Source organism: Paracoccus sp. (in: a-proteobacteria) (assembly GCF_039808215.1).
In the GTDB taxonomy this organism is placed as follows: Bacteria; Pseudomonadota; Alphaproteobacteria; order Rhodobacterales; family Rhodobacteraceae; genus Paracoccus.
In genome coordinates, this window is sequence record NZ_JBDHSP010000001.1 from 132053 (window position 1) to 154679 (window position 22627).

22 protein-coding genes are annotated in these 22627 nt (G+C 68.4%); 9 read left to right on the top strand and 13 right to left on the bottom strand.

Annotated elements, in window-relative coordinates:
• Nucleotides 1-93 precede the first annotated feature (93 nt).
• Entirely contained in the window at nucleotides 94-2814 is a 2721-nt protein-coding gene (gene secA / locus WMK75_RS00635; RefSeq protein ID WP_347265718.1) for a preprotein translocase subunit SecA, read from the bottom strand.
• 206 nt (nucleotides 2815-3020) lie between these two features.
• Here secA and WMK75_RS00640 point away from each other — a divergent pair, with 206 nt between their 5' ends.
• The 4 genes from WMK75_RS00640 to WMK75_RS00655 all read left to right on the top strand — a co-directional run bounded on the left by WMK75_RS00640 (nucleotide 3021) and on the right by WMK75_RS00655 (nucleotide 5881).
• Nucleotides 3021-3863, top strand: coding sequence for a peptidylprolyl isomerase (locus WMK75_RS00640; protein WP_347265719.1), 843 nt, complete (start codon nucleotides 3021-3023; stop codon nucleotides 3861-3863).
• Between the two features lie 3 nt (nucleotides 3864-3866).
• Entirely contained in the window at nucleotides 3867-5246 is a 1380-nt protein-coding gene (gene argJ, locus WMK75_RS00645) for a bifunctional glutamate N-acetyltransferase/amino-acid acetyltransferase ArgJ (RefSeq protein ID WP_347265720.1), read from the top strand.
• Nucleotides 5243-5641: a (deoxy)nucleoside triphosphate pyrophosphohydrolase gene (locus WMK75_RS00650; RefSeq protein ID WP_347265721.1), complete on the top strand. Its 399-nt coding sequence runs from the start codon at nucleotides 5243-5245 to the stop codon at nucleotides 5639-5641. Before argJ ends, WMK75_RS00650 begins: the two co-directional genes overlap by 4 nt.
• A gap of 108 nt (nucleotides 5642-5749) precedes the next feature.
• The gene (locus WMK75_RS00655; RefSeq protein WP_347265722.1) at nucleotides 5750-5881 is read left to right on the top strand and encodes a hypothetical protein; all 132 of its coding nucleotides are present in this window, start codon (nucleotides 5750-5752) and stop codon (nucleotides 5879-5881) included.
• Between the two features lie 90 nt (nucleotides 5882-5971).
• Here the strand turns inward: WMK75_RS00655 and infB are convergent, their stop codons facing one another.
• From infB to pip, 5 genes are all read right to left on the bottom strand, one after another.
• Nucleotides 5972-8518, bottom strand: coding sequence for a translation initiation factor IF-2 (infB, locus tag WMK75_RS00660; protein WP_347265723.1), 2547 nt, complete (start codon nucleotides 8516-8518; stop codon nucleotides 5972-5974).
• Nucleotides 8519-8525: 7 nt separating this feature from the next.
• Complete coding sequence (locus WMK75_RS00665) at nucleotides 8526-9143, bottom strand: RNA-binding protein (protein WP_347265724.1); 618 nt, start codon at nucleotides 9141-9143, stop codon at nucleotides 8526-8528.
• Nucleotides 9144-9159: 16 nt separating this feature from the next.
• The gene (nusA, locus tag WMK75_RS00670; protein WP_347265725.1) at nucleotides 9160-10770 is read right to left on the bottom strand and encodes a transcription termination factor NusA; all 1611 of its coding nucleotides are present in this window, start codon (nucleotides 10768-10770) and stop codon (nucleotides 9160-9162) included.
• A gap of 3 nt (nucleotides 10771-10773) precedes the next feature.
• Nucleotides 10774-11382: a ribosome maturation factor RimP gene (gene rimP / locus WMK75_RS00675; RefSeq protein ID WP_347265726.1), complete on the bottom strand. Its 609-nt coding sequence runs from the start codon at nucleotides 11380-11382 to the stop codon at nucleotides 10774-10776.
• Between the two features lie 151 nt (nucleotides 11383-11533).
• Entirely contained in the window at nucleotides 11534-12517 is a 984-nt protein-coding gene (gene pip / locus WMK75_RS00680; protein ID WP_347265727.1) for a prolyl aminopeptidase, read from the bottom strand.
• Between the two features lie 51 nt (nucleotides 12518-12568).
• On the opposite strand from pip, the gene ubiG reads away from it, so the two are divergent.
• The gene (ubiG, locus tag WMK75_RS00685) at nucleotides 12569-13321 is read left to right on the top strand and encodes a bifunctional 2-polyprenyl-6-hydroxyphenol methylase/3-demethylubiquinol 3-O-methyltransferase UbiG (protein ID WP_347265728.1); all 753 of its coding nucleotides are present in this window, start codon (nucleotides 12569-12571) and stop codon (nucleotides 13319-13321) included.
• Between the two features lie 3 nt (nucleotides 13322-13324).
• Here ubiG and WMK75_RS00690 read toward each other — a convergent pair whose 3' ends face one another.
• The 4 genes from WMK75_RS00690 to WMK75_RS00705 are packed head-to-tail and all read right to left on the bottom strand — an operon-like array spanning nucleotide 13325 to nucleotide 15720.
• Nucleotides 13325-13843 carry a helix-turn-helix domain-containing protein gene (locus WMK75_RS00690; protein ID WP_347265729.1) on the bottom strand — a complete coding sequence of 173 codons (519 nt, stop codon included), beginning with the start codon at nucleotides 13841-13843 and terminating at the stop codon, nucleotides 13325-13327.
• A complete protein-coding gene (locus tag WMK75_RS00695) occupies nucleotides 13840-14691 on the bottom strand; it encodes a carbon-nitrogen hydrolase family protein (protein ID WP_347265730.1) in 852 nt (283 codons plus the stop codon). Before WMK75_RS00695 ends, WMK75_RS00690 begins: the two co-directional genes overlap by 4 nt.
• Nucleotides 14688-14951, bottom strand: a complete 264-nt coding sequence (grxC, locus tag WMK75_RS00700) for a glutaredoxin 3 (RefSeq protein ID WP_347265731.1) — start codon at nucleotides 14949-14951, stop codon at nucleotides 14688-14690. The genes WMK75_RS00695 and grxC overlap by 4 nt, the downstream gene beginning before the upstream one ends.
• Nucleotides 14952-14982: 31 nt before the next feature.
• On the bottom strand, nucleotides 14983-15720 hold the full coding sequence (locus WMK75_RS00705) for a ComF family protein (RefSeq protein WP_347265732.1): 738 nt from the start codon (nucleotides 15718-15720) through the stop codon (nucleotides 14983-14985).
• Between the two features lie 31 nt (nucleotides 15721-15751).
• Between WMK75_RS00705 and WMK75_RS00710 the strand changes: the two genes are divergently transcribed.
• Together WMK75_RS00710 and hemH are read left to right on the top strand one after the other, a co-directional pair.
• Nucleotides 15752-16591, top strand: coding sequence for a methyltransferase domain-containing protein (locus WMK75_RS00710; RefSeq protein ID WP_347265733.1), 840 nt, complete (start codon nucleotides 15752-15754; stop codon nucleotides 16589-16591).
• A complete protein-coding gene (hemH, locus tag WMK75_RS00715) occupies nucleotides 16588-17613 on the top strand; it encodes a ferrochelatase (RefSeq protein WP_347265734.1) in 1026 nt (341 codons plus the stop codon). The genes WMK75_RS00710 and hemH overlap by 4 nt, the downstream gene beginning before the upstream one ends.
• 6 nt (nucleotides 17614-17619) lie before the next feature.
• Here hemH and WMK75_RS00720 read toward each other — a convergent pair whose 3' ends face one another.
• Complete coding sequence (locus tag WMK75_RS00720; RefSeq protein WP_347265735.1) at nucleotides 17620-18336, bottom strand: rhomboid family intramembrane serine protease; 717 nt, start codon at nucleotides 18334-18336, stop codon at nucleotides 17620-17622.
• A 119-nt stretch (nucleotides 18337-18455) separates the two neighbouring features.
• Here WMK75_RS00720 and WMK75_RS00725 point away from each other — a divergent pair, with 119 nt between their 5' ends.
• Entirely contained in the window at nucleotides 18456-19724 is a 1269-nt protein-coding gene (locus tag WMK75_RS00725; RefSeq protein WP_347265736.1) for a 4-aminobutyrate--2-oxoglutarate transaminase, read from the top strand.
• A gap of 4 nt (nucleotides 19725-19728) precedes the next feature.
• Here WMK75_RS00725 and WMK75_RS00730 read toward each other — a convergent pair whose 3' ends face one another.
• Together WMK75_RS00730 and WMK75_RS00735 are read right to left on the bottom strand one after the other, a co-directional pair.
• Nucleotides 19729-20847 carry a DUF2235 domain-containing protein gene (locus WMK75_RS00730; RefSeq protein ID WP_347265737.1) on the bottom strand — a complete coding sequence of 373 codons (1119 nt, stop codon included), beginning with the start codon at nucleotides 20845-20847 and terminating at the stop codon, nucleotides 19729-19731.
• Nucleotides 20848-20889: 42 nt separating this feature from the next.
• Nucleotides 20890-22047: a type III PLP-dependent enzyme gene (locus WMK75_RS00735; RefSeq protein ID WP_347265738.1), complete on the bottom strand. Its 1158-nt coding sequence runs from the start codon at nucleotides 22045-22047 to the stop codon at nucleotides 20890-20892.
• A 142-nt stretch (nucleotides 22048-22189) separates the two neighbouring features.
• On the opposite strand from WMK75_RS00735, the gene WMK75_RS00740 reads away from it, so the two are divergent.
• A complete protein-coding gene (locus WMK75_RS00740) occupies nucleotides 22190-22621 on the top strand; it encodes an Lrp/AsnC family transcriptional regulator (protein ID WP_347265739.1) in 432 nt (143 codons plus the stop codon).
• Nucleotides 22622-22627 lie beyond the last annotated feature (6 nt).

Sequence of the window (22627 nt, forward strand, 5' to 3'; positions counted from 1 at the left end):
CAGGCTCCGTGTGGTGGCGGTCATGCGACAAGCTTTAGCACGGCTGCGCGCCCGCGCCAGATCGGATCATGCGCGGGCGGTTTCAGGCCGTCCTCAGGCCAGGGCGCCGTGGCAGTGCTTGAACTTCTGCCCCGAGCCGCAGGGGCAGGGATCGTTGCGCGAGGGGTTGCCCCAGGTGGTCGGATCGGCGGCGTCAAAGCCCGCGACCCGGCCCGAGATCTCGCCGCCCTCGGCCTCCTCGTGCTCGGGCTGCATCTGCGCCTCGGTGGCGGCCTGCTGCTGCATGTAGTCGCGCAGCATCTGTTCGCGCTCGGCATCGGTCAGCGGCCGGATGCGCGCCAGCTGCTGGGTCACGTCGACGCGCAGCCCGTCCAGCATGGTCTCGAACAGCTGGAAACCCTCGGTCTTGTATTCCGACAGCGGGTCGCGCTGCGCATAGCCGCGGAAACCCACGACCGAGCGCAGGTGCTCGAGCGTCACCAGATGCTCGCGCCACTTGCCGTCGATCTGCTGCAGCAGCACCTGCTTTTCGATCTGGCGCATGTTTTCCGGGCCGAACTGTTCGGTCTTCTGCGCCATATAGGCGTCGGTCGCCTGCTGGATGCGCTCGCGCACGGTCTCCTGGTCCACGCCCTCCTCGGCGGCCCATTCGGCGATGGGCAGGTCCATGTTCAGCCGCTCGATCACCGCGCCGTGCAGGCCCTTGACGTTCCACTGCTCGGCATAGGCGCGCGGCGGCAGATATTCGTCCACCAGATCGTCGATGACCTGGCTGCGCATGTCGGCGGCCACCTCCTCGACCTCGTCGGTGTGCATGATTTCCAGGCGCTGGCTGAAGATCGCCTTGCGCTGGTCGTTCATCACGTCGTCGAATTTCAAAAGCTGCTTGCGGATGTCGAAGTTGCGGCCCTCGACCTTGGCCTGGGCGCGTTCCAGCGACTTGTTCACCCAGGGGTGGACGATGGCCTCGCCCTCTTTCATGCCGAGCGTGGACAGCACCTTGTCCAGCCGTTCCGAGCCGAAGATGCGCATCAAATCGTCTTCCAGCGACAGGAAGAACAGCGAGCGGCCCGGGTCGCCCTGCCGGCCCGAGCGGCCGCGCAGCTGGTTGTCGATGCGCCGGCTTTCGTGGCGTTCGGTGGCCAGAACGAACAAGCCCCCGGCGTCCAGCACCGCCTGTTTCTCGGCGGCATGGTCGGCCTCGATCCGGGCGCGCAGCGCGTCGGGATTGGCCTCGGGATCAGCGGCCAGCGCCTCCATCACCTTCATCTCGACATTGCCGCCAAGCTGGATGTCGGTGCCGCGGCCGGCCATGTTGGTGGCGATGGTCACCGCGCCCAGCTTGCCGGCATCGGCGACGATCTGCGCCTCGGCCTCGTGCTGGCGGGCGTTCAGGACGTTATGCGCGATGCCCTCGCGGGTCAGCAGCTGCGACAGCATCTCGGATTTCTCGATGCTGGTGGTGCCCACCAGGATCGGCTGGCCCTTGGCATGGGCCTCGCGGATGGCCTCGATCACCGCGGTGTGCTTTTCCTCGGCGGTGCGATAGACGCGGTCATGTTCGTCCAGGCGCTGGATGGGACGGTTGGTCGGCACCTCGACCACGCCCAGCTTGTAGATCTCGGCGAATTCCTCGGCCTCGGTCGCCGCGGTGCCGGTCATGCCGCCAAGTTTCGCGTAAAGCCGGAAATAGTTCTGGAATGTGACCGAGGCCAGGGTCACGTTCTCGGGCTGGATGGCCACGCGCTCCTTGGCCTCGATGGCCTGGTGCAGCCCGTCCGACAGGCGGCGGCCCTTCATCATCCGGCCGGTGAATTCGTCGATCAAGACCACCTCATCGTCGCGCACGATATAGTGCTGGTCGCGCTGGAACAGCTTGTGCGCGCGCATCGCCTGGTTGGCGTGATGCACGATGGTGGTCGATTCCGGGTCGTAAAGCGTCTGGCCCTGCGGCAGCACGCCCGCGGCCTGCAGGCGCTTTTCCAGATATTCGTTGCCTTCCTCGGTGAAGGTGGCGTTGCGGGTCTTTTCGTCCAGCTTGTAATGCTCGGGCGTCAGTTCCGGCATGAAGGCATCGAGCGTGCGGTAAAGCTCGCTGCGGTCCTGGCTGGGACCCGAGATGATCAGCGGCGTCCTTGCCTCGTCGATCAGGATCGAGTCCACCTCGTCGACGATGGCGTAGAAATGCCCGCGCTGGCTCATCTGGTCGATCGAGCCCTTCATGTTGTCGCGCAGATAGTCGAAGCCCAGTTCGTTGTTGGTGGCATAGGTCACGTCGGCGCGGTAGGCTTGACGCTTTTCCTCGTCCTCCTGAAAGGGATAGACGACGCCGGTGGTCATGCCGAGCTGCGCGAAGACCTTGCCCATCCAGTGCGCGTCGCGCTTGGCCAGGTAGTCGTTGACGGTGACGATATGCACGCCCTTGCCGGCCAGCGCGTTCAGATAGGCCGGGAATGTCGCGACCAGGGTCTTGCCCTCGCCGGTCTTCATCTCGGCGATATTGCCCTGGTGCAGGAAGATGCCGCCCATCAGCTGCGTATCGAAGGCGCGCAGGCCAAGGGCGCGGCGCGCCGCCTCGCGGCAATTGGCGAAGGCCTCGGGCAGAAGCTTGTCCAGATCCTCGCCCGGCCGGTCGTCCGAGCCCTGGGCGCGGCCCTGCAATTCGCGAGTCTTGCCGATGAGCTCGGCGTCGGACATGGCGCGGAACTGTTCCTCCAGCGCATTGACCTGGGCCACCAGCGGGCGGACCGATTTCACCTTGCGGTCGTTGGGCGTTCCAAAGACCAGTTTCGCCAGATTACCAATGCCGAGCATGTGAGCCTTCAAAATCGCGTATCAGGGGGGCGCGGGGCGTTCCGCCACTTGCCGGCACCATTCGCCTTGCCCTATCACGGGGCCGGATAACGGCGACGGGCGCGCATTTTCGGTTGCGCCGGATGTAGGCCCCGTGCGCGCTTCTGTCAACGCTTGCGCCCGTTCACCTCTGCGTGGATGCGGCCGTCCCAATGAAGGTGAACACCATGCTGAAACCGCTTCTCGCCGCCTCGACGCTGATCGCCCTGCCGCTGCTGGCCGCGCCGGCCCTGGCGCAGGACGCCGATACCGTCGTCGCCACCGTCAATGGCGAGGCGATCACCCTGGGCCAGATGGTCGCCATGCGCCAGGGCCTGGACGCGCAGGCGACGCAGGGGCTGACCGATGCGGCGCTGTGGGACCTGATGCTGGACCAGATGATCCGCCAGACCGCGGTGGCCCAGACCGCCACTGACCCGCTGAGCAAGCGCGATGCCGTGGCGCTGGAGATCGAGCGGCGCGCCTATCTGGCCGGCTCGGCCCTGGAAAAGGTCGCGAGCGTCGAGCCGACCGAGGCCGAGCTGAAGGCGCTTTACGACCAGACCTTCGGCGGCGACGCCGCGCCCAAGGTCGAATACAACGCCGCCCATATCCTGGTGAAGACCCGCGACGAGGCCGAGGCCATCGTCAAGGAACTGCAGGGCGGCGCCGATTTCGGCAAGCTGGCCGAGGAGAAATCGACCGACAATTCCGGCCCGAACAAGGGCGATCTGGGCTGGTTCCAGCCCGAACAGATGGTCGCGCCCTTTGCCGAGGCCGTGAAGGCGCTGAAAAAGGACCAGATCTCGGAGCCGGTCGAGACGCAGTTCGGCTGGCATGTCATCAAGCTGCTCGACCAGCGCGAGGTGGTGCCGCCCAAGCTGGACGAGGTCAAGGAGCAACTGGCCGTGCAGGTGCGCCGCGACAAGGTGCAGGCCGCGATCGAGGCGCGCGTGGCCGAATCCAAGATCGACAAGACCGGCGGCCTCAGCCCGGAGCTGCTGAACAAGACCGCCATCCTGGGAGAGTAAGCGATGAGCAAGGCCGAGGAAAAGAAGGCGAAGCTGTCGGATGCCGAAAAGCTGAAGTCGCTGAGAAAGAAGCTGAGGAAGCTGAAAGCCGCCTTCCGCGACGCCGAGGCCAGCATCGGCGCCCGCGCCGGCGGCAAGCCCGCCAATCCGGTCTCGCCGCTGGCGCCCGCGGCCTTTCCCGACCTGCCGGTGATCGCCGGGGCGGAATTCGCCGCCGGTGCCGCCGGGATCAAGTATCAGGGCCGCACCGATGTCATGCTGGTGCGCCTGGCGCCCGGCACGGCGATCGCCGGCGCCTTCACCCGGTCCACGACCCGGGCGGCCTGCGTCCTGGACTGCCAGGAAAAGCTGGGCTGGGCACAGGACACCAGCACCGGCGCGGCCATCGTGGTCAATTCGGGCAATGCCAATGCCTTTACCGGCCGGGCCGGGCAGGAGGCGGTGGATGCCGTCACCGGCGGCGTGGCCGCGGCGCTGGGCATCCCGCGCGAACGGGTGTTCTCCTCCTCGACCGGGGTGATCGGCGAGCCGCTGCCGGCCGAGCGCATCACCGCGATCATCCCCGATCTGGCCCAAGGGCTTGACGCCGGTGCCGCCGCCGCCGCCGCGCGTGCCATCATGACCACCGACACCTTCCCCAAGGGCGCCACCGCCAGCTTTCAGGCCGAGGGCGGCACGGTCAATATCACCGGCATCGCCAAGGGCTCGGGGATGATCGCGCCCGACATGGCGACGATGCTGGTCTATGTCTTTACCGATGCGCAGATCGGCCCGGACTTGCTGCAGCGCATCCTGTCGGCGCAGTTGGACCATACGTTCAACGCCATCACCGTGGACAGCGACACCTCGACCTCGGATGCGCTGATCCTCGCCGCCACCGGAAAATCCGCCGCGGCGCCGATCACCGACCTGCGTTCGGCCCCGGCCAAGGCCTTCGCCCGGGCGCTGGGTCAGGTGATGCTGGACCTGGCGCAGCAGGTGGTCAAGGACGGCGAGGGCGCGACGAAATTCGTCGAGGTGCAGGTCAGTGGGGCGGCCGACGACGCCGACGCGCATCGCGTCGCCATGGCCATCGCCAATTCGCCGCTGGTCAAGACCGCCATAGCCGGCGAGGATGCGAACTGGGGCCGTGTGGTCATGGCGGTGGGCAAGTCCGGCGCCCGGGCCGAGCGCGACCTGCTGACCATCCGCTTTGGCGACATGGTGCTGGCCGAGAAGGGCTGGCGCGCCCCCGGCTATGACGAGGCCGCGGCCAGCGCCTACATGAAGCGCGACCATCTGGTGATCGGCGTCGATCTGGGTCTGGGCAAGGGCCGGCGCACGGTCTGGACCTGCGACCTGACGCATCGCTACATCGACATCAACGCCGACTACCGCTCATGAGGGTGCTGCTGGTCGCGGCGGTGGCGCTGATCGACAGGGATGGCCGCGTGCTGCTGGCGCAGCGCCCCGAGGGCAAGACCCTTGCCGGTCTGTGGGAGTTTCCCGGCGGCAAGGTCGAGCCCGACGAGACCCCCGAGGCGGCGCTGATCCGCGAGCTGCATGAAGAACTGGGCATCGAGACCTGGTCCTCCTGCCTGGCGCCGCTGACCTTCGCCAGCCACGGCTACGGCGATTTCCACCTGCTGATGCCGATGTTCGCCTGCCGCCGCTGGCAGGGCACACCCATCCCGCGCGAGGGGCAGAACCTCGCCTGGGTCGCGGCCCGCGATCTGGCAAAATACCCGATGCCGCCCGCCGATGTGCCGCTGATCCCGATCCTGCGCGACTGGCTGTGACGCGGATGCAACAGCCCGCGGTGACGTGGCTGCGGGTGCGGGCGATCTGTTAACAGATCGCGCCCTTGCGGCGATCCTGCCTGCCGGAGAGAGGGAGGAGATCGGCAGATGATTCGCACCATCACCATCGGCAGCTGCATCCTGGTGCAGGGCCTGTTCGAGCGCGAACAGGCGAACGGCAATGTCGTGGTCCGCGTCGGCAACCGCACCTATGAGGGCAAGCCCGTCAGGCTGAGCTGAAAGGTCCGGCCCGCCCGGAATGTGAAACGGGGCCCCTTTCGGGGCCCCGCTTTCGTTCCAGACGGGCCAGACTGGTCGGGCAGGCCGGCATCACAGCTGGCGCTGCACTTCCTCGCGCTCGAAGATCTCGATGACATCGCCCTTGCGGATGTCGTCGTAGTTTTCAAAGGCCATGCCGCATTCCTGGCCGGAATGCACTTCCTTGACCTCGTCCTTGTACCGCTTGAGCGTCTTCAGCGTGCCTTCATGCGTCACGACGTTGTCGCGCAGCAGGCGCACGCCGGCGGAACGCCGCGCCACGCCCTCGGTGACCAGACAGCCCGCGACATTGCCCACGCCCGAGACGCGGAACACGTCCTTGATCTCGGCATAGCCGATGAAGTTCTCGCGCACCTCGGCCGAGAGCAGGCCCGAGGCCGCCGCCTTGATGTCATCCACGAGGTCGTAGATGATCGAGTAATAGCGGATCTCGACACCCTTCTGGTTGGCGGCACTGCGCGCCGGGGCATTGGCGCGGACGTTGAAGCCGATGACCGGGGCCTGGCTCGCTTCGGCCAGACCGATGTCGGATTCGGTGATCGCGCCGACGCCGTAATGCAGCACGCGCACCCGCACCTCGTCGTTGCCGATCTTTTCCAGCGCCTGCACGATCGCCTCGGCCGAACCCTGCACGTCGGCCTTCACCACCACCGGCAGTTCGGCGACGCTTTCGTCGGCCTTGGCCTTGGCCAGCATCTGGTCAAGGGTGATCGCCGCACCGGCGGCGGCGCGCTTGTCCTTGGCGGCCTGGATGCGGTAATCGGCGATCTCGCGCGCCTGGGCCTCGGTCTCGACGACGTTCAGCACGTCGCCCGCCTCGGGCGTGCCATTGAGGCCCAGCACCTCGACCGGGGCCGAAGGTCCGGCCTCGTCGACGCGCTCGCCCTTGTCGTTGATCAGCGCGCGCACCTTGCCCCACTGTTCGCCGACGACAAAGATGTCGCCGCGCTTCAGCGTGCCGTTCTGCACCAGCACCGTGGCGACCGGGCCGCGGCCCACATCAAGCTGCGCCTCGATCACCGCGCCCTGGGCCGGGCGGTCGGGGTTGGCGGTCAGTTCGAGGATCTCGGCCTGCAGCGCGATCGCCTCGAGCAGGCTGTCCAGCCCGAGGCCGGTCTTGGCCGAGACCTCGACATCCTGCACCTCGCCGGACATGGCCTCGACCACGACGCCCTGTTGCAGCAGATCGGTGCGCACCTTCTGCGGATTCGCCGTCGGCTTGTCGATCTTGTTGATCGCCACGATCATCGGCACCTTGGCGGCCTTGGCGTGGTTGATCGCCTCGATGGTCTGCGGCATCACCGCGTCATCGGCGGCGACCACCAGCACCACGATATCCGTCACCTGCGCGCCGCGGGCGCGCATCGAGGTGAAGGCGGCGTGGCCGGGCGTGTCGAGGAAGGTCAGCGTCGCGCCGTTCGAGGCCTTCACCTGATAGGCGCCGATGTGCTGGGTGATGCCGCCGGCCTCGCCCGAGACGACATTGGCGTGGCGGATCGCGTCCAGAAGCGAGGTCTTGCCGTGGTCGACGTGACCCATGATGGTGACGACCGGCGCGCGCGGCTTCAGATCCTCGGGCTTGTCCTCGACCTGGTCGATGACCTGCTCGACATCGGCATCCGAGACGCGCACGGCGCGGTGGCCGAACTCGTCGATCACCAGTTCGGCGGTGTCGGCGTCGATGGCCTGGTTGGCGGTGACCATCATGCCCATGCGCATCAGCGACTTGACGACATCGGGCGTGCGCTCGGCCATGCGGTTGGCCAGCTCCGAGACCAGGATGGTTTCCGGAAGCTGCACGTCGCGCACCTGCTTTTCGGCGCGATTCGCCCCGCCCATGGCCTTTTGCCGGGCTTTTTCCTGCTTGCGCTTCATCGCGGCCAGGCTGCGCTGGCGGCCGCCCTCGCCGTCGCCCAGCGCCTGGTTCAGCGAAAGCTTGCCGGTGCGGCGGCTGTCGTCGCGGCCCTTGTTGCGGCTGTCGCGGTCATCGGCGCCGCCGCGCGGGTCGCGGTCGCGTTCGGTCTTGCGCGGCGCCGTGGCGCTGACGCCCTTGGTCTCGGCGCGCGCGGCGGCGGCCTCGGCCGCGGCGCGGTCGGCGGGGGCGGCGGGCTTGGCATCGGTCGGCTTGGCGCGGACCTCGGCCTTCTTCTTCTCGCGCAACTCGGCCTCGCGGGCGCGGCGCTCGTCCTCTTCGGCCTTCAGCCGCAGGGCTTCCTCGCGTTCGCGATCCTCGCGTTCCTTCGCCTCCAGTTCCTGGCGGCGGCGTTCGCGCTCTTCCTCGCGGGCCTTTTCCTCGGCCTCGCGCTGCAGGGTTTCCTCGGCCTCGCGGGCACGGGCGGCCTTCAGCGCGGCCAGCCGGCGCTCCATCTCGGCATCCGAGATGCCGGCGGGACGCTTGGAGGGATCGCCGGATACCGCCGAGGGAGAACCCGAGCGGCCGCCACCGGCGCCCGCACCGGACTTGCCCGGCACGACCACGCGCTTGCGCTTGGTCTCGACGACCACGTTATGGGTGCGGCCGTGGCTGAAGCTTTGCTTCACCTGGCCGGAACGGCCGCCACCGACACCCAGGGGTTTCTTTCCGTCGTTATCGCTCATCCGATCTTCATTCCTTCCCGGCGGATGCACCGCCGTCATGCCCGCGCAGACCCGTCAGTCTGCTCGCGTCCCTGATCAATCTTTCGGTCAGGCCCCCCGGCGCAAGCGCGCTGTGTATGACATGATCGCGCCCAAAGGACAAACCCAATTCTGATGCGGTCAGGCAGCCGAACCAGCGCCCGCCGGGCGGGGTCCAGAGCTTGCCCTTGCCACGGTCCGATCCGTCGCTGGCCTGCAAAAGCACCTTCGCCCGGCCCGAGGCCAACCAGTCCTTGACCTTTTCAAAGCCCGCGACCGCAAGCCCCGCCTTGCGCGCCAGCGACAACGTGTCGGTGACGCGCCGGACCAGCCCGGCCTCGATCAGATCGAGAAGCTCGGGCGGGGCGCTGACGCGGGCCTTGGCCCCGCGCGAGAACAGCCCCTTCTGCGCCGCCCTGTCCAGCGCGGCGCGGTCGGCCAGCACCCAGAAGCCGCGTCCGGGCAGTTTTTCGGCCAGATCCGGCACGACCTCGGCCTCGGGGCCGGCGACAAAGCGGATCAGCCCGGCCCGCGGCTGCACCTCGCCGGTGACGATGCAGCGCCGTTCCGGCGTCTCGCGGTCCTTGATGCGGCCCCCGCGTGTCATGCTTGTCCCGGGGCGGTTACACCCCGGCCTCCTCGGTGCTGTCGTCCCCTGAGGGGGTCGCGTCCATTTCCGTCGGATCGACCCAGCCCAGCATGACGCGGGCGGTCATCACCATGCCCTGCGCATCCGCGAGGCTGACGCCGAAGGGTTCAAGCAGGCCGTCGTCCTTGACGCGCTGGCCGTTCTGCGTCGTCCAGCCGCCGGCCAGTTCCCAGTCGGCACAGGTGGCGAAATCCTCGAGCGTCTTGATGCCGTCCTTGGCCAGCGCCTCGACCATCTGCGGGGTCAGGCCCTCGAACTCGATCAGGCTGTCCTCGGCGCCAAGCGCGCGGGCGCTTTCCAGCGCCGCCCGGTTCGCAGCCTCGAGATGTTCGCGGGCGCGGGTCTGCAACTCCTCGGCGGTGCCTTCGTCCACGCCCTCGATCGCCAGCAACTCGTCCTGGTCGACATAGGCCACCTCCTCGAGGTTGGTGAACCCTTCCGCGACCAGAAGCTGGGCAAAGAATTCGTCGAGGTCCAGCGTGTCCATGAACAGCCTGGTGCGGGCGTTGAACTCGGCCTGGCGGCGCTTGCTCTCCTCCTCCTCGGTCAGGATGTCGATGTCGAGCCCGGTCAGCTGGCTGGCGAGGCGCACGTTCTGGCCGCGCCGGCCGATGGCCAGGCTCAGCTGCTCGTCGGGGACGACGACCTCGATGCGGGTCGCGTCCTCGTCGAAGACCACCTTCGCCACCTCGGCCGGCTGCAGCGCGTTCACGAGGAAGGTCGCCTGATCCTCGGACCAGGGGATGATGTCGATCTTTTCGCCCTGCAGCTCGCCCACCACCGCCTGCACGCGCGAGCCGCGCATGCCGACGCAGGCGCCGACCGGGTCGATCGAATTGTCATAGGAAATCACCGCGATCTTGGCGCGCGAGCCCGGATCGCGGGCGCAGGCCTTGATCTCGATCACGCCGTCATAGATTTCCGGCACTTCCATCTTGAACAGCTCGGCCATGAACTGCGGATCGGTGCGCGACAGGAAGATCTGCGGGCCGCGCGTCTCGCGGCGCACATCCTTGACATAGGCGCGGATGCGGTCGTTCGGGCGATAGCTTTCGCGGCCGATCTTCTCGTTGCGGCGCAGGATGGCCTCGCCGCGGCCCACGTCCACGATGATGTTGCCATATTCCTCGCGCTTGACGATGCCATTGATGATCGTGCCGGCGCGGTCCTTGAATTCCTCGTACTGGCGGTCGCGCTCGGCCTCGCGGACCTTCTGCAGGATCACCTGCTTGGCCGATTGCGCGGCGATGCGGCCCAGTTCCACCGGCGGCACCTGATCCACGATCTCGTCGCCGACCTTGGGTTCGGCCAGATACTGCCTGGCCTGGCTGACGGTCAGCTGCGCCTGGTAGTTTTCCACCGCGTCATCCTCGACCACGGTGCGCACGCGGGTGAAGCTGGCATTGCCGGTCTTGCGGTCGATATGGACGCGGATGTCCATCTCGCTGCCGTAGCGCGACTTTGCCGCGCGCGCGAGGCTGTCCTCCATCGCCTCGATCACCAGATCGGGGTCGATCATCTTCTCGCGCGCCACCGCCTCGGCGGTCTGCAGCAGTTCAAGCTGGTTGGCAGAGGTAATGGCCATGCCTCACTCCTTCGCGGCGGCGCTGTGCTCGCCGGCTTCGGTTTCAATCTCGTCAAAGACGGTCTCGTCCAGATGCTCGACCTGCACGCCCGCCTCTTTTCTTTGCCGCAGCATCTCGGCGATCAATTCGTCGGTCAGCACCAGTTTCGCATCCGACAGCCAGTCGAAGTTCAGCCCGATGGTCTGGGTCTCGCCCGCCTCGTCGATGTTGAGCAGCACCTCATCGCCCTCGACCCCGGCAAGGACGCCCTTGAAGCGCTTGCGCCCGTCGATGGGCTGGTTGGTCTCCAGCCGCGCCTCATAGCCCTCGAAAGTGGCGAAATCCTTCATCCGCGTCAGCGGCCGGTCGATGCCGGGGCTGCTGACCTCAAGGTGGTAATTGTCCTCGATCGGGTCCTCGACATCCAGCACCGCGCTGACCGCGGTCGAGATGTCGGCGCAGTCGTCGACATTGATGCCGCCCTCGGGGCGGTCGGCCATGATCTGCAGCGTGGCGGTCCTGCCACCCTGCAGGCGGATGCGGACCAGTTCGAACCCCAGGTCCTCGATGACCGGGGAGATGATCTCGGCCAGGCGCCGGTCGATGGCGGTCTTGGCGATGAGGTCGGTCATGCTGATCCCCCAAATATGAAAAACGGGCCGTTGCGGCCCGTGCGTCTGACCGGTGGGCAGGTTTTGGACACCTGCGCCGCTGTTGAGCCGCATATAGGCCGGGTTGCGGCGAAATGCAAGCGCAAGACGCAGGCCGCCGCCCGCCCTTCCCCTATATCCGGGCGGCGTCGCGCAATTCGTCCATGACGCGCACCAGTTCGGCGGCGATTCGCGGCTCGCTCAGCGCATGGCCCGAGGCCGGGACCAGCAGCAGCTCTGCCCGGTCCCAGCCGTCGGCCAGGTCCCAGGCGGTCTGCGGCGGACAGACCATGTCATAGCGCCCCTGCACGATTACCGCCGGGACATGTTCGATCAGGTGGCGCTCGCGCAGCAGCTGGCCCTCGTCCAGAAAGCAGCCATGGGCGAAATAATGGTTCTCGAGCCGGGCGAAGGCGCGGGCGTAATCGGGGGGCGCATGGCCGGGGCAGTCGATCTCGAGCCCGGCCAGGGCGTTTTCCCAGATCAGCCAGGGCAGGGCAAAGCGCAGCTCTTGCCCGCGGTCGCCGCTGAACAGCCGGCGGTGATAGGCGCCGATCAGGTCGCCGCGCTCGGCTTCGGGGATCGGGGCGACGAATTCCGCCCAGCGGTCGGGAAAGAACCGCGCCACGCCGCCGCCATAGAACCAGTCAAGCTCGCTCCTCCGGCCCAGGAAGACGCCGCGCAGCACCAGGGCCGCGACCGCGTCGGGATGCGCCTGGGCATAGGCCAGCGCCAGGGTCGCGCCCCAGCTGCCGCCGAACAGGATGGCGCGGCCGATGCCCAGGTCGCGGCGCAGCCGCTCGATGTCGGCGATCAGATGGGCGGTGGTGTTCGCCGCCACCTCGGCATGCGGGCGCGAGCGGCCGCAGCCGCGCTGGTCGAACAGTACCACCCGGTAATGCGCCGGATCGAAGAAGCGCCGCATGAACGGGCTGCAGCCGCCGCCGGGCCCGCCATGCAGCACGATTACCGGCACGCCGCGCGGATTTCCGCTTTGCTCGACATGGATCTGGTGGCCGTCGCCCACCGCGATCACCCGCCGGTCGAAGGGCTCGACCATCGGGTGCAGCCTGTCCTGCGGCGCCGTGCCGCCGATTTGCCCTGCCAATCTGTCCATACCCCGACTATATAACGCCTCGCGCAAGCCCGCCACATGAAGGACGGCCCGATGAGTGAAAGAGCAGCCCCGAACAGCATCGACCATGCTGAGGTCGCCAAGTTCCAGGCCATGTCGCGCGAATGGTGGGACCCGAACGGCAAGTTCAAGCCCCTGCACATGCTGAACCCGACGCGGCTGGACTATGTGACGGCGCAGATCGCGGCGCAATTTCGCCGCGACCTTGCCTGCGCGCAGCCGTTCCAGGGGCTGCGCCTGCTGGACATCGGCTGCGGCGGCGGGCTGATGGCCGAGCCGATGGCGCGGCTGGGCGCCGCGGTCACCGGCGCCGATGCCGCGCCCGGCAATATCAGCGTCGCCGCGCTGCATGCCCAGGAACAGGGGCTGGCGATCGACTATCGCACCTGCACCGCCGAGGCCCTGGCCGCCGAGGAGCACAGCTATGACGTGGTCATGGCGCTCGAGATCGTCGAGCATGTCGCGGATCCCGCACAGTTCATCGCCACCTGCCGCGATCTGGTGGCGCCGGGGGGGATGCTGATCGTCTCGACCCTGAACCGCACGGCAAAAAGCTTTGGCGCCGCGATCATCGGCGCGGAATGGATCATGCGCTGGCTGCCCAGGGGCACGCATGAATGGCACCGCTTCATCACCCCTGACGAACTGGCGCAGATGGCCGCCGGCGCCGGGCTGCGCGTGGTCGACCGCTGCGGCATGGTGTTCAACCCGCTGGGCTGGCGCTGGTCGCTGTCGCATCGCGACCTGTCGGTGAACTACGCGATGACGGCGCTGCGCGACGCCTGAGCGCTAGCGCAGGCCGGTGCCGCGGGTCTCGTCGTTCAGGGTTTCCTCGAGCTGCTTGCGCAAAAGGCGCAGCACCGGCAATGCCGCGCGCACCCGGTCGGCGCCGACATCGCGCACCACATCGGCGATGCGCGGCATGAAGGCCGCCAGCGCCGCGTCCCGCGCCGCCCGCCCGGCCGGGCTGATGGCCACGAACTTGCGCCGCGCATCGTCCCAGTCCGGGCGGATATGGATATGGCCGGCCCATTCCAGCCGCGACAGCGTGTTGGTCATCGCGCCGCGGGTGACGTGGAAGGCCTCGGCCAGTTCCGCCGGGGTGCGTTCGACATTCAGATGCGCCAGCAGGTTCAGCACCGAGAAATGCGAGATCTGCATGCCCTTGGGCAGCGCCTTGCCGATCAGGTCGCGCGCCAGCTGGTCGGCGATGAACACCTCGGAAAACAGGCTGGCGGCCAGCGAATCGGCCGAGGCCTCGGCATGGCTCTGCGGGTTGTCCTGGATGTCGTGGGGCTTGTGGATCATGGGCCGGAGAAGTCTTGGTCATGCGTCAGGGACGGGATGCGGGACCGTGCCCTGACAATGGCTTGCGGGTCAAGGGTCACGAATGTGACGCCGGGCTCGCTGCCGCCGTCGGCCATGACCTCGCCCCAGGGATCGACGGCCAGCGAGTGGCCAAAGCTGCGCCGCGGTGGCCGCGCGGGGTCCAGATGCGTCGCATGCAGCCCGCATTGCGCCGGGGCCAGGACGAAGCAGCCGGTCTCGATGGCGCGGGCGCGCAGCAGCACATGCCAATGCGCCGCTCCGGTGGTGTCGTTGAAGGCCGCGGGCACGGTCAGCACCCCGGCGCCGGCCTGGGCCAGGCGCCGGTAAAGCCCGGCAAAGCGCAGGTCATAGCAGATCGACAGGCCGACCGGCAGCGGGCCCTCGGCCAGCACCGCGCGCCGGCCGGGCCGGAAGGCCGCCGATTCGCGATAGGATTCGGTTGCCGACACCGTCACGTCGAACATGTGCAGCTTGTCATAGCGCGCCCTGATGCTGCCGTCGGGTGCGATCAGGAAGCTGCGGTTTGCCAGCCGCGGCTCCTCCGGTTCATCCGCCTTCAGCGCCAGCGAGCCGATGAGCAGCCAGATGCCCAGATCGCGCGCATCGGCGCGCAGCGCCGCCAGCGTCGGGTCAGCGGATTCGTCCTGTATCAGGCGCGCCTGCGCCTCGCGGCTGGCGCCCAGCAGGTTGGTCGCCTCGGGGGTCAGCACCCAGCCCGCGCCGCCGGCCGCGGCCTGGCGGATCAGGTCGCGGGTGACGGGCAGGTTGCGCGCCGGATCGTCCGAGACGCTGAGTTGCACCAGCGCGGCTTGCAGCGCCCGACTCATGCCCGCGGACGCAGCAGCCGGTCCAGCTTGCCCTGGTGGTCAAGCGCATGCAGGTCGTCGCTGCCGCCGACATGCAAGCCGTCGATAAAGATTTGCGGCACCGTGCGACGGCCACCGGCGCGCTGGGTCATCGCCACCCGGATCTGCGGGTCGCGGCTGACATCGGTTTCCTCGTAGCTGACGCCCTTTTTCGCCAGCAGCGTCTTGGCAGCGCGGCAATAGGGGCAGGTGGGGGTGGTGTAGATCTCGATTCTGGCCATCTTCGGGTCCTGACTGCTGCTTTGCCCCTATCTAGGCATCCTTCAGCGCCCGCGCCAGAACCGCGACCGAGATCGGCCCCGCGCCCGCCTGCTGCAAGGCCTGCGCCGCCGCCGCCAGCGTTGCCCCCGAGGCCATCACGTCATCGACCAGCAGCACCGCGCGCCCCTGCAGCCGCGGCCGCTGCCGTGCCGGCACCGCCATGGCCCCCGCGACATTGGCAAAGCGGTCGCCAACACTGCCATGGTCCTGCATCGGCGTATGGCGCAGCCGGCGCAGCGCGTCGGGCAGATGCGCCAGCCCATGCGTGCGCGCCACGCGGCCGGAGAGCACCTCTGCCTGGTTGTATTTGCGCCGCAGCAGGCGGCGCAGATGCACCGGCACCGGCACCACCAGCATGTCGGGCTGCAGCAGCGGCTCGGCCGCCCGCGCCAGCCAGTCCCCCAGCGCCGGCGCCAGGTCCAGCCGGTCGCCATGCTTGAGCATCAGCACCAGCCGGCGCCCGGTGCCGCGATAGGCCAGCGCCGCGCGCCCCTGCTGCCAGGGCCGCGGCATGGCCAGGCATTCGTCGCAGAGCATCAGCCCGGCACCGGCATCGCCGGGCTCGACCTCGGTCCCGTCGGGCAGCGGTGCGCCGCAGCGCCTGCAGCAGGCGTCGTGGATGAACTCCGCCTCGCGCCAGCAGGCAGGGCACAACCCGCCTTCCTCGGCTACCGGCGCGGCGCAGCCCAGGCATTGCGGCGGATAGAACAGCCGCAATGCGCCTTTCATCAGGGCGCGAAGCCCCCTATGTTCTGCCCCCATGATGTCCGAACCTGCCGCCCCCCTTCCGAACCTGACCGACCGCCCGGCGCTGGAGCGCAACCGCGCCCGCGCCCGCCGCTTCGCGCCGGCCGATTTCCTGCATCGAATCGTCGCTGACGAGATCCAGGATAGGCTCGCCGAGATTAACAGAAGCTTTACCGCCGCCGCCGTCGTCACCGGCCTGCCGGAATTCTGGCAGACCGTCCTTCCCGGCGCCCGCATCGTTCCCGACAGCGCGGACCTGGACCTGCGGCCCGGCGCGCATGACCTGGTGATTCACGCCATGGCGCTGCACTGGGCCGAGGATCCGGTCGGCCAGATCGCGCAATGCGCCCGCGCGCTGCGCCCCGACGGGCTGTTCGTCGCCGCCTGCCCGGGCGGGCGCACCCTGGCGGAACTGCGCGACGCGCTGACCCGCGCCGAGGCCGAGATCAGCGGCGGCCTCTCGCCCCGGGTGCTGCCCATGGGCGAGATCCGCGATCTGGGCGGGCTGCTGTCGCGGGCCGGGCTGGCGCTGCCGGTCGCCGACCTGATCAGCCAGACCGCCAGCTATCGCGACCTGATGCATCTGGCGCGCGACCTGCGCGCCATGGGCGAGGGCAATGCCCTGGCCGGGCGGCTGCGACGCCCGACGCGGCGCGGGGTGCTGGCGCGCGCCGCCGCGATCTATGCCACCGACCACCCCGACCCGCAGGACCCCCAGCGCATCCGCGCCAGTTTCGATCTGGTGTTCCTGACCGGCTGGGCGCCCGATGACAGCCAGCAAAAACCGCTTCGCCCCGGCTCGGCCAGGATGCCGCTGGCCGAGGCCCTTGCCAGCACCGGAAAACCCGCATGACCGCAGCCAGCCCCGCACCCCATCGCCAGCCCGCGCCGCGTCGCATCGGCGTGCTGATCGCCAATCTGGGCACGCCGGATGCGACGGATTACTGGTCGATGCGGCGCTATCTGAACGAGTTCCTCTCGGACAGGCGGGTGATCGACTATCCGGCGTGGAAATGGCAGCCGCTGCTGCAGACGGTGATCCTGGGCAAGCGGCCCTTCACCTCGGGGGCGAATTACAAGCTGATCTGGAACCACGAGGCCGACGAAAGCCCGCTGATGACCATCACCAAACAGCAGGTGGCGGCGCTGCGCGAACGCGCGCAGGCGCTGTGGGGCGAGCGGGTGGCGGTCGATTTCTGCATGCGCTACGGCAATCCCTCGACGCCCACGGTGGTCGATCGCATGGTCAAGGCGGGCTGCGACCGCATCCTGTTCCTGCCGCTTTACCCGCAATATGCCGGCGCCACCTCGGCCACGGCGAACGACCAGTTCTTTCGCGCGCTGATGGCGCAGAAATTCCAGCCGGCGGCGCGCACCGTTGCGGCCTATTTCGACCGCCCGGACTATATCGCCGCGCTGGCCGGCTCGGTCGAGCGGGCGCTGCAGGGGCGGGTGCCGCGAAAGCTGGTGGTCAGCTATCACGGCATGCCGCGGCGCTATTTCGAGGAGGGCGACCCCTATTACCTGCAATGCCTGGAAACCTCGCGCCTGCTGGGGGCGCGGCTGGGCTGGCCCGAGGGGGTGATCGACAGCAGCTTCCAGTCGGTCTTTGGCCGCGAGGAATGGCTGCGCCCCTATACGGTCGAGCATGTGGCCGAACTGGCGCGCCAGGGTATCAGCGAGATCGCGGTGGTCTCGCCCGCCTTCGCCGCCGATTGCATCGAGACCCTCGAAGAGATCCAGGGCGAGATCCGCGAGGCGTTCATCCATGCCGGCGGGCGCGAATTCACCTATGTCCCCTGTCTGAACGCCGAGCCCGCGCATGTCGATGTGCTGACCGCGATCATCGCGGAAAACCTGGCCGGCTGGCTCTGAGCGCGGCTAGCGGCGCACCTGCGGGATGCGCGAGGGCGCGAATTCCGCCCCGCCCGGCGGACGGCCGCCGGCGCGGCGCCAGAAGGCGGGGCCGCCGCGGCGCAGAAACAGCGGCAACGCTAGCGCGATGCCGGCCAGAAACCCCGCGGCATGCGCGACATAGGCCACGCCGTCATCGGCCATGCGCGCGCCCGAATAGACCTGCAGCGCGAACCAGGCCAGCAGCAGCACCCAGGCCGGGATGACAAAGCGGCGGATGATGATGACGATGATGGCGATGACCTCGACCCGCGCGCGGGGAAACATCAGCAGATAGCCCCCCATGACCCCGGCGATCGCCCCCGAGGCCCCGACCATCGGCACGGTGCCCGCGGGATCGGCGGCGATCTCGCCCGCGGCGGCGGCAAGCCCGCAGGCCAGATAGAAGGCCAGAAAGCCCCATGGCCCCATCTGGTCCTCGAGGTTGTCGCCAAAGACCCACAGAAACAGCATGTTGCCGGCGATATGCATGATGCCGGCATGCAGGAACATATGCGTCAGCAGCCCCCACAGCCACCGGCCATGCGCGATCGCGGCCGGATACAGCGCCAGCCGGTGCCACAGCCCGACCTCGCCGCCGGCCCAGGGCGCGGTCAGAAGAAACATCGCGACATTCAGCATGATCAGCGCAAGCGTCACATGCGGCGTGCGTCCCGAGGGATTGTGGTCGCGGATCGGAAACATCGTCTGGCTCGGCCTGGCTTGCCCCAGCGTGGCGCAGCACCGCGCCGGGTGCAAGCGCGGCTGTTCGCCTGCCCGGGCCGCGTATAGCATCGAGGGCGAATCGCAGCGAGGAGAGGCCGATGACCAGTCTGACCGAACGCAAGAATGCCGCCATCGCCCGCGGCGTCGGCATGACCACGCAGATCTACGCCGAACGTGCCGAGAATGCCGAGATCTGGGACCGCGACGGGCGGCGCTATATCGACTTTGCCGCCGGCATCGCCGTGGTCAATACCGGTCACCGCCATCCCCGGGTGATCGCCGCGGTCAAGGCGCAGCTCGACCGCTTTACCCATACCTGCCACCAGGTCGTGCCCTATGAAAGCTATGTCGCCCTGGCCGAGCGGCTGAACGCACTGGTGCCGGGCGAGGGACCGAAGAAGACCACCTTCTACACCACCGGCGCCGAGGCGGTGGAAAACGCCATCAAGATCGCCCGCCACCATACCGGCCGCGCCGGCATCATCGCCTTCTCGGGCGCCTTTCACGGCCGCACCTTCCTTGGCATGTCGCTGACCGGCAAGGTCCAGCCCTACAAGGCCGGGTTCGGGCCGATGATGAACGACATCTGGCATCTGCCCTTTCCCTGCGAGCTGCAGGGGGTCAGCCAGGACGATGCCCTGGCCGCGCTGGAGCGGCTGTTTCGGGCCGATGTGGACCCCGCCCGCGTCGCGGCGATCATCATCGAGCCGGTGCAGGGCGAGGGCGGCTTCTACGAGGTCCCGGCCGGGTTCATGCGCCGCCTGCGCGAGATCTGCGACCGCCACGCCATCCTCCTGATCGCCGACGAGGTGCAGACGGGATTCGCCCGCACCGGCAAGCTGTTCGCCATGGAGCATCACGGCGTTGCCGCCGACATCACCACCATGGCCAAGGGCCTGGGCGGCGGGTTGCCGATCAGCGCCGTCACCGGTCGCGCCGAGGTGATGGACAGCCCCGATCCCGGCGGCCTGGGCGGTACCTATGCCGGCAACCCGCTGGCCGTCGCCGCCGCCCATGCCGTGCTGGACGTGATCGCCGACGAGGATCTGTGCAACCGCGCCACCCGCCTTGGCCAGCGCCTGAAGCAGCGCCTGGCCGGCATCGCCGAATCGGTGCCCGAGATCGCCGACATCCGCGGCCCCGGCTTCATGAATGCGGTCGAGTTCAATGTCGCGGGCTCGGACCGGCCCGATGCCGGGATGGCCGGCCGCGTACGCGAGGAGGCGTTGGCGCGCGGGCTGATCCTGCTGACCTGCGGCGTGCATGGCAATGTGATCCGTTTCCTTGCGCCGCTGACTATCCCCGACGCGGTCTTCGACGAGGCGCTGGACATTCTCGAGCAATCCGTCATCGCGGCGCGCGGCTGAGCCCTCAGGGCTGCGGGTGCTCGCCCAGGTCCGGCAACGGGGTCCCGGCCGGCTGCGCCTCGGGCGCAGGGGCCGCCGATTTGCCGAAGGGCCGCAGCCGCCTGCGGCGCGGCCGCGCGGGGGCGGCGTCGCTCAGCGCCCCGGTCAGCAGCGCGGGGCCCGTATAGGGGCGCGCCACCGAAACATGCAGCGCCTCGGACGGGTCGGCGCCCGCCAGTCGCGGGCTGCGCGCCAGGAATGCCTTGCCCCAGTTGCGCCATGAGCCGACCGAGGGCGCGGTGGCATCGCAGGGGAAATGCTGCTGCCAGTCCGCGGGCAGCGGCAGGCCGATCGCCTCGGCCCGCGACAGCATCCAGACCAGCGGGATATTGGCCAGCGGCCGCGCATATTCCAGCCCGCCCAATTGCCCGCCGATGTCGGGATGGCAGCCGCGAAACCACATCTGCTCGACCCGGCCCGGAGTGGTCTGGCTGTTCCAGATCAGCGGCTGGAAGGCGGCGCGGGTCTCGTCCAGGGCCAGCGCCTGCAGGCCGTGCTCGACATGGCTGCCCAGCTGTTCGTCGTGGAAGCGAAAGCGCGGCTCGGTCAGCATCCACAGGATCGGCAGGCGTACGCCCAGTGCCATCACCGTGTCGAACACCCCGATCATGCGGATCGGCACCTGCGCATGGCACAGCGCCGGGTCCATCCGGTCGGTCTCGGCGTCGCTGCCGTTGCGGTAAAGGTCCCAGGCCTGCTGCACGTTCTTGCGGCTGGCATTGGCATGCGTCAGCAGCCCGACCCGCCCGATCATGCCCGCAAGCGAGCGCACGCCGAAGGCGCCGCGCGAATAGCCGAAGAAGAACAGCGGATTGCCCGGCCGCCATTCCCGCGCCAGCCAGGAATAGGCGGCGCAGATATGGCGGTCCATGGTCGCGCCGGTGGCCAGTTCCGGCAGGGTGCGCCAGTTGTCCCATTGCTGACCGGGCGCGTAATGCACGCTGACCTGCGCCGGCAGCGGCCCGAATCCCTGGGTCAACAGAGTGCGGATGCGGGCGATCGAGGACCTTCGCCCCTCATGCAGTGAGGCGAAGGTGCCGTCCATCAGGACGATCTGGCAGATCGGTGGTCGCGTCGATTCCATGGGCCAACGCTAACACGGAAATGCGAACGATCGATTAGCGCCTTATTCCAATGCGTTCACGGTGAGGTGCGCCATCTGCCCGAATCCGTTGAAGCGGGTGTTCGTCACCGTCGAATAGGCGCCGGCGCCATGGAAGATCACATAGTCGCCCTCCTCGATGCCGGCCGGCAGCGGCAGTTCGCCCGGCAGCCGGTCCACCGAATCGCAGGTCGGGCCGAAGATGACGCGCGGCTGCGCCTCGCCTGTGCGCGGGCTGCCCGCGGCGGTCAGCACCTGCAGCCGGTCAAGATTGCCGACGATCGGCAGTTCGAACAGCCCGCCATAGACGCCGTCGTTCAGAAACACGTTCACCCCGTCGCGCACCGCCTTGACGCGGGTGATCAGCGAAAATGCGTCGGCGCACATGCCGCGGCCGGGTTCGCAGACCAGTTGCGGCGCCTCGGGGCCGAAGGTGGCGGCGGTGACGCGGCCGATCAGTTCGAAGATGGCATCCAGGTCGGGCGCGACGCCGCTGACGCGATGCGAGGGAAAGCCGCCGCCCACGTTCAGCCGTCTGGCCCGCACCCCGGCGATGCGGCAGATCTCGGCCGCGGTGGCGATATAGCTTTCCCAGGCATGCGGATCGAGGCATTGCGTGCCGGGGTGGAAGGTCAGCGAGGGCACATAGCCGCGCTCGGCCACCAGGCGCAGCAGTTCCGCCGCCAGCTCCGGCGTGGCGCCGAACTTCGAGCCGAAATCATAGGCCGCGCCCTGCACCGGCAGCTTGAAGCGGGGCGAGATCTCGCAGCCCTCGGCGGGCACCACGGCAAGGATCTTGTCCAGTTCGCTGCGGCTGTCCACCGACCAGGCCCGGATGCCGGCGCGCGCGGCATGGGCGATCTCGGCCTGCGAGCGCACGGGGTTGTGGTAATGGCGCGCCGCATCGGGCGCCAGCCGGCCGATCAGGTCGATCTCATGGGGCGAGGCCACGTCGAACCCCTCGATCCCGGCCGCGGAAAGGGTGCGGATCACCCCCTCGTCGGGGTTCGACTTCACTGCATAGGTGACGATGCCGGGAAAACCCCGCACAAAGCGCTGCGCCGTGGCGCGCAGCACCGAGGGGGCAAAGGCCATCACCGGGTTTTCCGGCGCAAGAACGCGGATGATTTCGGCGGGGTTGGCCCAGACGGTCTTGGGGCCGCGGCCCTCGGTCAGTCCCATCGGCAAGTCCTTCGGATTGGCGTGGCAGAGAGAAAAGCAAGTCTGCGCCCTATGGGTTCCGATTGAAGCAATGAAAAGGCTGGAAATGGGGGTAGGATCGGTTATTCTGCCATAACTGCCGTTAAAATGACAGGGGCCGGGTGTGGACGAGCTGGACCGGGGCATCCTTGCCCATCTCGCGCAGGACGCGCGCATGTCGGTGGCGGTGCTGGCGCGGCGGCTGCGGGTGGCGCGCTCGACGGTGCAGGCCCGGCTCGAGCGGCTCGAGACCTCGGGCGCCATCGCCGGCTACACGCTGCGGCTGGGCGACTTGGCGCGCGAGCACCGCATCCGCGCCACCTGCCTGCTGACCATCGAGCCGCGGGCGCAGGCGGCGATCCTGGCGCGGCTGCGCAGCCTGCCCGAGGTCGAGCGCATCCATACCACCAGCGGCCGCGTCGATCTTTTGCTGCAACTTGCCGCCAGTTCGACCAGCCAGCTTGACGATGTGCTGGATCAGATCGGCGGATTGACCGGGATCAGGTCCAGCGAAAGCCTGATCCACCTGTCGACGAAACTGGACCGCGCCACCTAGGCGCGG